Here is a 12,829-nt window from a genome sequence, read left to right on the forward strand (position 1 = left end):
CACCGTCCCGGATTTTCCGAACTGTTGTGAAAACCCGACCGGAATCAAGGCGTATTGCAGCAGTTTAGTGACTGTTTCAGACTGTTTCAGGGGTGCATAATCGCAAGACAGCGGCTTTGTTGCCTGTTTGACAACAGTCGAGAAGCGCCCGATAGCAATTCGGCGAAAACCGGATTGTTGTTCCAGCAAAGGCACGTGATAAGCCCGATAAATCTCGTGTTTCAGTCGACCGTGGAGGTCAGTCGGGCCCCGCCGTCGAGGGTTTCTCGCGCAGCCTCGTCGAGTTCCTTCGTCAGCTTCAACACCCGAAGCCCCTGCTCGCCGTCCACGACGGGCTCCGTACCGGTCGAGGCGGCGTGCGCGAACGACCGCAGTTCGCTCTGTAGGGGCTCGACCTGTTCGACCGCGAGCGTCTCCACGAAGTTCTCGTGGCGGTGCCGGACGAGCGACTCGTCGTCGATGTACGAGGGGACCGACGAGCGGTGAATCTCGATGTTCTGTTCGATGTAGTCGACCTTCACGCGGCAGTCGGCCGCCGAGATGGTGAGGCCGCGGACTTTCTCTTGGGTGACGCGGCTCGTCGTGAGCGACGCCGTCACTCCCGAGTCGAACGCGAGGTTCGCGTTCGCGTGGCGGCAGTCCGGCGTTCCCACGGCGTCGTACGAGTCGACCGCGCCGTCGACGATGTCGAGGACGATGTCGAGGTCGTGAATCATCAGGTCCATCACGACCGTGTCGTCGATGGCGCGGTCGACGGGCGGTCCGAGTCGCTCGGTCGAGACCGCGTGGACGTCGAGGTCGTCGACGAGGTCGCGGAGGGCGCGAACCGCCGGGTTGAACCGCTCGATGTGACCGACCTGCAACACGAGGTCCCGCTCGTCGGCGATGTCGACGAGTTCCTGTCCGTTCTCGGGGTCTTCGACGAACGGTTTCTCGACGAGGACGTGAACGTCCGATTCGAGGGCGCGCTTCGCGTTCTCGTAGTGGAACTGCGTCGGCACGACGACGGAGACGATGTCCGCCGCGTCGAGGAGGCCGTCCATCGACCGCGCGGTCGTCCCGTAGTCGTCCGCGACGGACTCGGCTCGGTCGCCGTCGACGTCGAAGACGCCGACGAGCTCCGTGTCGCCCAGTTCGTCGTACACCCGGGCGTGGTTCTGTCCCATGCTCCCGACGCCGATGACGCCGGCCGCGACGGTGTCGTCAGTCATCGGACGCCTCCGCGGTGGACGCGCGAGTGCCGGCCGGAGGGACGATGGTGACCTCGTCTCGGAGGACGGTCCCGACTCGCTCGACCTCCGCTTCGGTGAGGCTTGGGTGTACCGGGATGGAGAGAGCCTGCTCTGCGACCCGTTCGGCGACGGGCGCACGGGCGTCGAGGAAGTCGTAGGCGGGCTGGTCGTGGATGCACCGCGGATAGTAAATCCCGCACCCGATGCCGCGTTCGTCCAGCTGTTCGACGACCGAGTCGCGGTTGCCGACCCGAATCGTGTACTGGTGGTACGAGTGGTCGAACCCGTCGGGGACCGTCGGCGTCGCCGCGTCCGTGTCGGCCAACAGCTCGTCGAGTCGCGCCGCGTTCGAGCGACGGTTCTCGATGAAGCCGGGCAGGCGTTCGAGTTGGGCGCGACCCATCGCGGCCGCGACGCTCGTCATCCGGAAGTTGTGACCGAGCGAGACGTGACGGTACCCGTCGGTCTCCCGGCCGTGGTTGACGAAGCTCGCGGCGTTCTGTGCGACGGTCTCGTCGTCGGTGACGACCATCCCGCCTTCGCCGGTGGTCATGTTCTTCGTCGGATAAAACGAGAAGCTCGCGGCGTCGCCGAGCGACCCGACCGGCGTGTCGAAGTACTCGGCACCGTGGGCCTGCGCCGCGTCTTCGACGAGAGCCACGTCGTAGTCGTCGGCGATGTCGCGGAGTTCGCCCATCGGCGCGGGGAGGCCGTAGAGGTGGACGACGACCATCGCCTGCACGTCCGAGTCGAGCGATTCGAGGGTCGCTTCGACCCGCTCGGGGTCGAGGTTGAACGTCTCGGGGTCGATGTCCGCGAACACCGGCTCGGCACCGGCGAATCGAATCGCGTTCGCCGTCGCGACGAACGAAAAGGGCGTCGTCAGGACGCGGTCGCCGGGGCCGACGCCGACCGCTTCGAGCGCCGTGTGGAGCGCGGTGGTCCCGTTCGACGTGGCGACGCCGTGGTCGGCGTCGCAGTAGTCCGCGAACTCGGACTCGAACGTCCGTACCTCGGGGCCGTCCGCGATCATGCCCGACTCGACGACGGACTCGATGCGGTCGAGTTCTTCGTCACCGAGAACCGGGGAGGCGATACTGATGTCTCCAGTCATCGGCGTCGTCCTCCGCGCGTCGGAGCAGCCGCGCCGTGAAGCGCCGAACAGTCGCGTCGATAGTCGCTTGGGTGTGTGCGTCTCATAGCATGTCCTGCGGTCCTGCGACCGCTGTCGAGTGCCAGACACCAGGAACCCATTATTATGGTTTAGATAAGCCCACAGCGCCACTGAAGCGTCGATTCCAGCGATTCAGTGGGGCGGGACACCGTAGTTTTATTTTTATAGATTACATAGTCGAGCACGTCAATGGCACCATCGTGGGCACCGGGCGGCCCCGACGACACCGGAGAGCAACCTGGACCATCACTCGACGACAGACCCGGTCTCGGCGGTGTCACCGAATCTCGACGACGGGACACCATCGTTTCGCTCGTGAACGAGCGTTCCGAGACGCCGTACACCGTCGGCGAGCTGACCGTCGCGCTCTCGGAGTGGTTCCAAGACGAGACGGACGGGATGGTCCCGACGGACGAGGAGATACACAGCGTGCTCTTCGACTTCGACCTGCCGCGACTCGACGCCGACGGTCGTCTCGTCTTCCACCGCGAGACCGGGCGCGTCTTTTCGCCGACCCACGACGGTGCCCACGCGACTCGCGCGTCGAGCGAGCTGAACGCGGGTTCGACCGTCGATAACGCGGGAGACACGAACCGCGGTTCGGTCGCGCCCGAGCCGACTGACGACCGAGTGACGGTCTCGCGAAAGCGGTTAGTGAACGTCGCCGTCATCCTGGTTGGCGTCGCCGGCGTCGCCGTCACCGCATCGAGCGTGAGTCCACTGGACACGTCTTTCGCCCTCGTCCCCGCCGCGCTCGTCGTCCTCTTTTTCGGCTATCGCGCGCTCACCGAGGAGTGACGCCAGCGAATCCCTGAGCAGTCGAACGGTTCGTCTCGCGGCACTATTTCGCTCGGCTTACCGAGGCTGTAACGCCGGCCGACGCCGAGCCGACCGCAGAGAGTTCGGTGAAGTGACAACAGGATATTATGAATGCGCCGTCTGTTCCGTTTCAGTTACAGCCTGAATAAGGATATGCCGATGCGCACAATCCACGACCATGCCTCGTGGACACGTAACAAGCGGGACAGAGACGCCGAGCGGGACAGAGACGCCAATCGCTGCCCCTGAGGAGGTTCGGTAGGCGATGCTCACGGGAGAATTCGCCGCGGTGAGCGCACTGTTCGTCGGCCTCGCGGTCGTCACGTCGGGGTTGGGCCACGTGAACCGCGTCGGACCGTCGTACGTCCGAGCGCGCCAGCTCGTGTTCCTGTTCATGCTGTTCGGGACGGTCACGCTCGCGCTGTGAATCGCGACAGTGGGACTTCGCCCGGTCCGCAATCGAGTCTCACGTCGGCGTCCTCGTCGCGTCTGTGCGCGGGGGCGCGCCCTCACGGCACGCTCCACGGCGAGTCGACCGAGCGGTCGAATCGGCTACTCGTCGTCCTGCGGGAGGACGACGCACTTCCCCGACCCGAGTTGGAAGCGCTCGATTCGCCCCTGCGTCTCCATCCGACACAGCGTTCGGCTGATCGTGGAGTCGGACCACCGCGTCCGCTCGACCAACTGCGACTGCGGCAGTCGGCCGCCCTCGACGATGAGCAGTTGAAGGATTCGGCGCTCGGAGTTGAGCAGTTCGGGGTCGACGCCGAGAAGCCCGTGATTCGCGTCGGGGGCGGACGACACGTATCTCTCTGAATACGGGGACGCGTCCACCGAATCAGTGGTCGGTTGCCCACCGTTTCTGCGGCCGGAGCGGTTCGAGAGGGACACAACGAGGCGGATGAACGCGTGCCAGTAGGCCGCGAAACGCGAGGCGATGGCTCGTCGATACCCGAGCGCACCACCTCCCGCTCCGGTGGTGCCCGCCGCGGTCCCGGCCAAGTGGGTGTCGTCGTTACTGCGGTCCGCCATAGCTCACTATCTGTTCCTCATCTTTTTGTACGTGTTACCAACGTGGTTAGGGATGCGTTCTGTGTCATAGATTGCGGTAACGGTACTCGGCTGGTTCGGTCGCCGGATAGCCGGCGGCTCGTCGATGTCGATGTCGATATCGAGGGCGGGAACGAGTGCACGTCGCGCCGAGCGTTCGACGGCGGTGGAAGCGCCGGGACGTGGGACGCAACCGATGGGACGCGCAGGTCCCGGAGCCGACAGAACAGAGCGCGCAGTCGGTCGTGGGACCGACTGCTCGGCGAGGGGTCACAGCGTACGACTCTGTCGTTCACACCGAGTACTCATTCCAACAGTTGTTACCTCGACTAGACCCCTCGTCTTATCGGTTGCAAGTGCAAGCAACTAATAGGGGAGACTCGGAGGTGGCCGCTCGACGAGCGCCCTCCGAATCAGCCGCTCGTGACCGCGTCGGAGTCGCTGCGAGGTCGCCTGGTGGGTGACACCGAACGCGTTCGAGAGCTCCCTGATACCCGAATCGCGGGGAACGCTGTAGTACCCCTGTCGGAACGCGGTGACGAGGGTGCGGTACTGCCGGTCGGTCAGCCCGAACCGCGTCGGGTCCTCGAGGTTCTCGGGCGACCGAAGCCGTTCGACGTCGAACTCCGTTCCGGTGCGTCGCCATCCGTCGCCGAGCGACCCGATCGAGTCGCGGTCGTGGGCGAAGACGCGGACCACCCACTCACCGTCTCGGCCGTGGGCGTCGAGAACGCTGAGGCCGCCGTCGACGAACAGTTGCATGAACTCGTCGGCGAGCGGTCTGAGGCTCAGGCGGTAGACGCCGCCGTGGGACGACGGGGCGAACGGTGCGACCGACCCGACGCTCGGGTCGTCACGAAGCGACGACGCAATCTGCGCTGGGTCGTCACTCCGGACCCACAGCAGCGGCGAGAGCGTGGGCCCATCGAGTTGCACGGAGCGAACCAGACGCGCCTCGGTGATGGAACTGCGTGAGAGGACATCATCGAGAACGAACGCGGACGCCGGGATTCGAAGTGTAATGATGGCGCTCACGACCGACCACAGGAACCGCCCGGACCTTATTATCCGGGCGGTAAGGGTTACGCGTCGGCGGACCGGCGGCCGACGAGCCAATCGCCGAACGCGACGCTGCCGACTCCGAGGACGACGCCGGCGACGACGTCGGTCCCCCAGTGAATCCCGAGGTACATCGTCGAGAAGGCGACCGCGGCGGCGAGCACCGACGCGACGACGGCCCACGCGGGGTACGTCTCCCGCGTCCGAATCGCAATCGCCGCCGCCGAGACCGAAAGCGACGTGTGAAGCGACGGGAACACGTTCGTGTTCACGTTCACCTCGCCGGTGAGTATCTGCGTCTGCGGGTAGGTGCTGTACAGAAGCGACTCGACCTGTCCCGGCAGGAGGTTACGGGGACCGTAGGAGATAAACAGGACGTAGCAGGTCAGGCCGATGGCGTAGTTCGCCGCGTACGTGACCGCGGTGAGTTTCAGCGGTCGCTCGTCGGCCGCCGCGAAGTACGCGACGAACGGGAACGTGAGCAGGAAGACGTACCCCGAGAGGTACACGGTCGAGAGGACGGCGGTGAGCGCCGGCGTCGCGAGCGACTGAACGTGCTGGACGAAGTTCCCCTCGATAGCGTAGATGACGCCGGTGGCGTTCCAGCCCAGCGCCCACGACACTTCCGGGCCGACGCCGCGGGCGACCTTGTTCACGAGGAGAACGACCGCCAGCAGACCGAGGTACGGCGCGGCCTCGCGCAAGCGGTCGCTCCCCGACCCGCACGCCGCCGCGAGACGCGACGGGCCGACGATAGCGAGCGTTGCGAGCGCCAACGCGACAGCCGCGCCGCCGAGCACGCGGGCGAGAACCGCGACGAGCGGTGAGAAGCCTATCGAGGACTGAGCGGAAATCATTCTTGAATGAGGAGGTCGCCGTCGCCCGAGTAGGCGTATCCCGCGTCTTCGAACACCGACCGCGCTCGCTCCGCGTCGAGCGTGCCGGTCCCCGAGTCGCCGACGAACTCGAGTTCGGACACGGCCTCGTCCCACGCATCACCCGCTGGGACGTACGTCGTCGCGACCAGCGGTGACGACGCCGGTTCGGTCTCGCCGTCGAACACCGAATCCACGAGGAACTCGCGGTCGACGAGCCGGGCGACCGCCCGTCGGAACCGGGGGTTCATGAACGGCGGCCGTCGGTGGTTGTAGCCGACGTGATAGCACCACTCGGGCCGGCTGGTGCGAACGGAGATTCCGGGTTCGTCCGCCGCGGCCGCCCTCGAATCGGCCGACAGCGAGTTCGCCGTCGCGTCGACGGCGTCGGTCGCGAGCAGTTCGACGGCGGCGCCGTCGGAGGGAACGACGTCGAACCGCAGCGAGTCGAACGAGAAGCCGCCGTCGAACCGGGACAGTCGGCCGTCGAGCGCGTCGTCGGCGAGGAAGTGGTCCTCGAACGGTTCCATCGAAACCGACTCTCTGGCCGTCGTTCCCGTCACGCGGAGCGGTCCGCTTCCGACCGGGTCGAGGTTGTTCCGGACGAGCGCCTCGGTGACGTGGCCGCCGTCGAGCCACGAGGCGCTCGTCGGGCGGGCGAACGGCTCCCAGACGTGTTCGGGGAGCACCGGAATCGTCAGCGCGCGCGCCGCGACCGGTTCGCTCACGTCGCCGAACCGAATCGTCACCTCGCGGTCGGACGCGGCGTCGACCGACTCGACGAGCGAGGCGCGGCCGCGGTATCGCGGCGACGGGACCGGCTGGTCGAGCGAGCCGAGCGCCGTGTCGGAGATGAACCGGAAGGTGAACGCCACGTCCGCCGCCGTTATCGGCTCGCCGTCGTGCCACGCGAGGTCGTCGCGGAGCCGGACCGAAAGCGTCGTCTCGTCCCCGTCGGCCCACTCCCACGACGTGGCCATCCACGGCCGCATCCGGTCGTAGACCGGACGACCCAACGAGTCGTAGACGAGGTCGAGGAGCGTCCCGTCCGACCGGAACGGCGTCGAAAGCGGGTTGAGATTCTCCGTCGGACGCGAGTCGCCTATCGTCATTCGGAGTTCGTTTTCGGGGGTCGGTTCGTCGGTCGTCGTCGCAGGCGTCGAGGTCGGGGCGGGCGTCGACTGCTCGGTCGGGGCGGGCGTCGCCGACGGCGTGACCGTCGACTCGGTCCGCGAGGCGGTCGCCGTGGTGGTGACAGCCCTCGCACCGAGGTATCCCGTGAGGCTGTGGATTCCAACGCCGTCGGGCCAGTCGACCCGCACCGGCCGCGTCGCCTGAGCCGGGGCGGGGGCCGCGACGGGCGTGAACGGTTGGGCCTCCACGACGCGCCGTTGAATCTCCGCGAGCGTCGCGGCGCGGACGGAACCGGTCTCAGTCCGCTGTCGCTCCAGAAGCGAGTCCAACGACAGGTCGCCGTATCCGAACGGGTTTTGCCAGCCGCGGCCCGGACCGTAGCGAGAGTGGAGCAGGGGACGGAGGAAGTCCGGGTCGCGCCGGAGCAGCAGCCGGGAGACGTAGATATCGAAGTCGTGGTTCGAGAGCACGTCGCGGAGGAGTTCCTCCCGGCTCATCGGGACCACGGTCGCCGCGACGCCGACCGTCTGGAGGCGGGTGGCGAGGTAGCGGGCGAGCCTCGTCGCCGTCGCGTCGGTGTCCGCGGGAACGGTCTTGATAGAGAGCGAAAGCGGCGTCCGCTCGTCGCGCGAGACCGTCGATTCGAGCTGCCGGACGCACCCGCTGGTCAGGCCCGCGCCTGCGAGCGCCAAAACCGACCGTCTAGAGAGCCGTGTTGATGACATGTACGGGAGGGCAGGTAACTGTCTTCGAGCGCGGTGTCGTTATTATCCGGGGGCTAAGAGCGCCTAGATACCCAAGAAAAGCGGCCACGCGAACAGGAGCAGCCACAGGCAGACGGCCGCCGAAAGCGCCGCTCGGCGGGGTTCCGACGACTCGAAGTGACGGCGGCCGGCGACGGCGAGACAGCCGAGCGCGACAAGCACGGCGAACCGGTGGAGGACGACTTCGACCGGGACGACGGCGACTCCTATCATCGCGAAGTCGGCGACGAGACCCGTCCCGTAGCCGACGAACGCGGTGCCGAACCACAGTTCCGACGAGTACCCCCGCGGCAGGCGAGCGGCGAGGACGGCCGGCGCGAGCGCGAACACCGGAAAGAGCAGTCCGGCGACGACCTTCGGGTGGTTCGGAACGACGCGTTCGAGTCCGAGTGCGGCCGAGCGGACCAAAACCGGGAGCGCGACGAGTGCGACCGCGAGCGCGACGACGCGCTGGAGTCGGTCGTCGGCGAGCCGCGACCAGCGGAGGCGCTCGACGAGCGCGCCGAGTTCGTCTCGGCGAGTGGCGAGCGCGGCGAGTCCACCGACGGCGACGAAGCCGACGGCGAGCATGGACAGGACGGTTCCGACGCCCGTCGGCCCCGTCTGCGGCGTATCGAGTACCGAGGGGGTGTCGTCGCCTTCGGAGCCGGCGCGCTCTGCGGCCTCGTCTCTGCCTGTCGCCGACCCGACGCTCGCGGGGCGACGCGCGTCGTCTCTCGGGAGCGTCGAGAGTTGCGGCGGCCCGAGTTCGACGACCGACACCCAGCCGTCGGCGTCGATGATGCCGCCGTTGGCGAACCGCTCGCGACGAACGTCGACGACGGTCGGGCGGCGCATCAGGTCGCGTTCGACGGCGTGTTGCGGGCCGGCGAGGCTCGTCACCGTGTGGCGAAGCCGGAACCAGTCCCAGTAGTCTCGGTGGGCCTGAATCGCCGTCCACGAGTCGTCCGGCGTCCCGCCGCCGTACAGTCGGAGGTGAGTTCGGCTCCCGAAGTACGTCCCGTCGTGGAGCTGCATCGACTCCGCAATCCACAGCCCGCCCGAGTCCGCGGTGTCGACGAAGGTAAACCGGTCCGCGCCCGTGGCCGACCCCCACGGGGAGGCCGGCTCGTCGGTGGGGGCCTGTTCGGTGGACGCCTGTTGCCACGACTCGTTCGTCTCGTCCCACGTCGCGTCGCGCGAGTACAGGAGCAGCGAGCGGACCCGCGCGGGGTTCCCCTCGACGACGACGTTCACCGGGAGCGTCAGCGCGTCAAACGACCGGTCTCGGCTGGTGAACGGCCAGAGCCGGTCCCCCCGGTCGCCGACCGGGACCAGCCGAACGTCGTCGGCAGATTTCGGACCGTTCGGTGCCGACTCGGCCGTCGCGGCCGTCGAAGCGCCCCCGTTCGCGCCGAAATCGACGACGCTCGCGGTCGGCACCGCTGTCGTCGCCAACAGGAGGACGACACCGAGGACGACGAGGCTCTCGGCCGCCCCGAGACGAGACGCCATTGTGTCGTCTACCCGCCCTCGGGACCCTAATTATTCCGTGCGTAAGGTCCGAGTGGACGGATTCCGCGTCGGTGGCCACGAGCCCACCCGCGGTTTAGCACCCGGATAGTAAGACCGTCAACCCACGGACGACTACGCAATGGTCGAGCGGACGCATCTGCGAGTCGCCGCGGCAGTCGCCCTCCTCGTCTGCGCGGGTATCGTCGGGGCCGCGTACCTGAGCCGACCGACCTCGGCGGTGACGGACGCGACCGGCGAGAGCGCACGGGTCGCGCCCGCGAACGGGACGACGGTCATCGCGACCGACTCGAACACGTGGCTCGGACGAGAGAGCGACGGCCCGCGAGCGAACGCCGAACTCGTCGCGTTCGGTGCCGACGGAGAGCGGCAATACTACGACGATACCCACACCCGCTACTGGGACGTCGACCCCGTCGAGGGGACGAACGCGACGGTCGAGTACCTCTACGCGGACCACCTGACACCCGAAGAGTGCGGCGGCGAGAGCGCGTGCACGCGAAACGGCATCGAGCGCGTGAACCTCACCACCGGGAGCGTCGAGGGGATTTACAGTCGCGTGACCGCCGGGAAGCACTCGACGCGGTGGCACGACGGCGACAGACTGAGCGATTCGACGTACGTCGTCGCCGACATCGCCGCTGACCGCGTGTTCGTCGTGAACACGACGACGGACATCGTCGAGTGGTCGTGGGACGCGCAGGCGGCGTTCGACCCCGCGACGACCGGCGGGCCGTACCCGTCCGATTGGACCCACCTCAACGACGTCGAGGTGCTCGAAAGCGGGCTCATTCAGGTCAGCCTCCGCAACCACGACAGAGTGGTGTACCTCGACCGCGAGACCGGCCTCGTCGAGAACCGGACGCTCGGAAACGGGTCTCACGGCGTCCTCTACGAGCAACACAACCCCGATTACATCGAGAACCCGGACGGCGACGACGCCGTCCTCGTCGCCGATTCGGAGAACAACCGCCTCGTCGAATACCGCGACACCGGTGGCGAGTGGGTTCGCTCGTGGGTCTGGCAGGACAAGCGACTCCAGTGGGCGCGAGACGCCGACAGACTCCCGAACGGGCACACGCTCGTGACTGACTCGAACGGCAACCGCGTGTTCGAACTGGACGAGACCGGCGAGGTCGTTTGGAGCGTCCCCGTCGCGTTCCCCTACGAGGCCGAGCGCCTCGGGACCGGCGACGAGAGCGCTGGCGGTCCGCCGGCACACGAACTCGGCCTCCGGAATCGGACGGCCGGCGGCTCGACGGTCGGAGACGGCGGCCCGTCTCAGTCGTCGGTACTCCCCGGACCGGTCGTGAACGCCGTCTACTACGTCCTCCCGCGGTGGATGGGCGTCACAGAGCTGCTGGTGTCCTGTCTCGGGCTCGCCGTCGGAGCCCTGTGGGCCATCGCCGAACTGCGGTGGCTCCCGTACCGCGTCTCGCTCACGAACCCCGTCTCGCTTCGAAAGCGGAGGTGAGAGCTACTCCATGAACTCAACGACCGACGACACGGCGAACGGCCTCGACCCCGCGGCACCGGGCCGCGCGAACGCGTTCACCGACGGCGTTCCCGGCCTCGGCCGCGAGAGCCACGCGTGGTTCGCCCTCGCCCTCGTCGCCGGACTCGTCGTCTCGGTGACGTACGTGGCGACCCACGACTACCCGGCCTACGGGTCCGGGCTGTACCTCGAAATCGCCGAGCAGATTCGGACCGGCGGCTACGCGCTCCCGACTTCGATTCCGTACTACGACGGCGGGATTCCGTTCGCGTACCCGCCCCTTCAGTTCTACGCGGTCGCGCTCCTGACCGACCTCGGCGTCTCGGGAACGACGCTCAGCCTCGTCCTCCCGGCCGTGGTGACGGTACTCTACCTCGTTCCGTACTACGGAATCGCGCTCGAACTCCTCCCCACGCGGCGGCAGGCGGGGGTCGCGACGGCGATTCTCGCGGTCGCTCCACCGGTCCTGCAGTGGCACCTCTCGGCCGGCGGCATCGTCCGCGCGTCCGCGTTCTTCCTGTCCCTCTGCGGGGTTTACGTCGGGGCGAGGCTGTTCCGCCGCGGCACCCGGCGGCCGCTGTGGGTCGGCTCCGGCGTCATCTGCTTCGGACTGACCGTCCTCTCGCACCCGACGTACACCGTGTTTTTCGGGGTCAGTTGGCTCGTCCTCTACGCGATGCTCGACCGAACGCTGCCCGGGCTCCTCAGCGGCGCCGCGGTGGCTCTCGGGGGACTCGTCCTCGCCGCGCCGTGGTGGGCCAACGTCGTCACCACTCACGGCGTCGGGGCCTTCGTGGGTGCGGCGGGCAGTCACAGCGGTATCGCCGGCGGCGTCGGTCGGCTCCTCGACCAGTTCGTCTACCCGCTGGACCCGACCGTCGTCACGGTGTTCTTCCTCGCGAGCTTCGCCGCCGCGGGCGTGCTCGTCTCTCGGAGGACGTTCACGCTGCCGCTTTGGCTCTTCGTCTGCGCGTACGTCATCGGGAAGGAGCGCTTCCAGTTCGTCGCCGGCGCGATGATGATTTCGACGGTGCTTTTCGGCGTCGTCGTGCCGCGGCTGACCGACGGCGTTCGCGGGTCGCTCGACAACCGGCAGTTGATGGCCTCGTCGCTGGTCGTGGTCCTCGTCGTCGGGACGAGCCTCGGCGGGTTCTACGCCGCGAGCGGCCTCGGCGCGGCACACCACGGCAGTCCGAGTCTCCCCTCGTTCATGGACGACGACGACCGAGAGGCCATGGAGTGGGCGAGAAACGACACCGACGCGAACGCGTCGTTCGTCGTGCTCTCGGACGCGGCCGAGTGGTTCCCGCACCACGCGAAGCGGACGATGCTCGTGGGCCCGTGGGGGGTCGAATGGAAGAGCCCCGACAGGTACTACGACCAGATTTCGGCGTTCAAAACGGCGAGCACCTGCGAGAACGCGACCTGCGTGACCGCGTCGATGGAGTCCGTCGACGCCTCGCCCGACTACCTGTACGTCCCCCGCGGGACGTACACCGTCCGGGGGCTCGAAGAAGACGGGACCGAGCGGCTTCGCGCCTCGCTCGCGGACAGTTCCCGGTATCGACGAGTCTACGGAAACGACGGGGTCGTGGTGTACGAGGTCGTGTCGGGTGATACCGACGCCTCGACGACCGAACCCGCCGTTTTGTCGGACGCTAAGCGACGCCGACCGGGATTATCCGGCCGATAGTAAACACCCCTCGGGCGGACAG

11 protein-coding genes are annotated in these 12,829 nt (G+C 67.6%); 4 read left to right on the forward strand and 7 right to left on the reverse strand.

The features are described from left to right. Positions 1-221 precede the first annotated feature (221 nt). Together DEQ92_RS16325 and DEQ92_RS16330 are read right to left on the reverse strand one after the other, a co-directional pair. The gene (locus DEQ92_RS16325; protein ID WP_115805803.1) at positions 222-1,211 is read right to left on the reverse strand and encodes a Gfo/Idh/MocA family protein; all 990 of its coding nucleotides are present in this window, start codon (positions 1,209-1,211) and stop codon (positions 222-224) included. Next, entirely contained in the window at positions 1,204-2,346 is a 1,143-nt protein-coding gene (locus DEQ92_RS16330) for a DegT/DnrJ/EryC1/StrS aminotransferase family protein (protein WP_004977921.1), read from the reverse strand. Before DEQ92_RS16330 ends, DEQ92_RS16325 begins: the two co-directional genes overlap by 8 nt. Positions 2,347-2,595: 249 nt before the next feature. Here DEQ92_RS16330 and DEQ92_RS16335 point away from each other — a divergent pair, with 249 nt between their 5' ends. Together DEQ92_RS16335 and DEQ92_RS23460 are read left to right on the forward strand one after the other, a co-directional pair. Next, positions 2,596-3,204 carry a hypothetical protein gene (locus DEQ92_RS16335; protein WP_049905290.1) on the forward strand — a complete coding sequence of 203 codons (609 nt, stop codon included), beginning with the start codon at positions 2,596-2,598 and terminating at the stop codon, positions 3,202-3,204. A gap of 286 nt (positions 3,205-3,490) precedes the next feature. Continuing rightward, a complete protein-coding gene (locus tag DEQ92_RS23460; RefSeq protein ID WP_156224453.1) occupies positions 3,491-3,652 on the forward strand; it encodes a hypothetical protein in 162 nt (53 codons plus the stop codon). Between the two features lie 125 nt (positions 3,653-3,777). Here DEQ92_RS23460 and DEQ92_RS24130 read toward each other — a convergent pair whose 3' ends face one another. The 5 genes from DEQ92_RS24130 to DEQ92_RS16360 all read right to left on the reverse strand — a co-directional run bounded on the left by DEQ92_RS24130 (position 3,778) and on the right by DEQ92_RS16360 (position 9,601). Beyond that, complete coding sequence (locus tag DEQ92_RS24130) at positions 3,778-4,257, reverse strand: hypothetical protein (RefSeq protein ID WP_231608393.1); 480 nt, start codon at positions 4,255-4,257, stop codon at positions 3,778-3,780. 384 nt (positions 4,258-4,641) lie between these two features. Next, a complete protein-coding gene (locus tag DEQ92_RS16345; RefSeq protein ID WP_004977928.1) occupies positions 4,642-5,211 on the reverse strand; it encodes a helix-turn-helix domain-containing protein in 570 nt (189 codons plus the stop codon). Between the two features lie 146 nt (positions 5,212-5,357). Next, the gene (locus DEQ92_RS16350) at positions 5,358-6,191 is read right to left on the reverse strand and encodes a phosphatase PAP2 family protein (RefSeq protein WP_004977931.1); all 834 of its coding nucleotides are present in this window, start codon (positions 6,189-6,191) and stop codon (positions 5,358-5,360) included. Then, on the reverse strand, positions 6,188-8,035 hold the full coding sequence (locus DEQ92_RS16355) for an ABC transporter substrate-binding protein (protein WP_115821133.1): 1,848 nt from the start codon (positions 8,033-8,035) through the stop codon (positions 6,188-6,190). The genes DEQ92_RS16350 and DEQ92_RS16355 overlap by 4 nt, the downstream gene beginning before the upstream one ends. A 96-nt stretch (positions 8,036-8,131) precedes the next feature. Continuing rightward, the gene (locus tag DEQ92_RS16360) at positions 8,132-9,601 is read right to left on the reverse strand and encodes a hypothetical protein (RefSeq protein WP_115821134.1); all 1,470 of its coding nucleotides are present in this window, start codon (positions 9,599-9,601) and stop codon (positions 8,132-8,134) included. Between the two features lie 139 nt (positions 9,602-9,740). Here DEQ92_RS16360 and DEQ92_RS16365 point away from each other — a divergent pair, with 139 nt between their 5' ends. Continuing rightward, positions 9,741-11,093, forward strand: coding sequence for an arylsulfotransferase family protein (locus DEQ92_RS16365; protein WP_004977936.1), 1,353 nt, complete (start codon positions 9,741-9,743; stop codon positions 11,091-11,093). A 10-nt stretch (positions 11,094-11,103) separates the two neighbouring features. Beyond that, on the forward strand, positions 11,104-12,807 hold the full coding sequence (locus DEQ92_RS16370; RefSeq protein WP_115805802.1) for a glycosyltransferase family 39 protein: 1,704 nt from the start codon (positions 11,104-11,106) through the stop codon (positions 12,805-12,807). Positions 12,808-12,829 lie beyond the last annotated feature (22 nt).

Source organism: Haloferax sp. Atlit-6N (assembly GCF_003383195.1).
GTDB classification, from domain to species: domain Archaea; phylum Halobacteriota; class Halobacteria; order Halobacteriales; family Haloferacaceae; genus Haloferax; species Haloferax gibbonsii.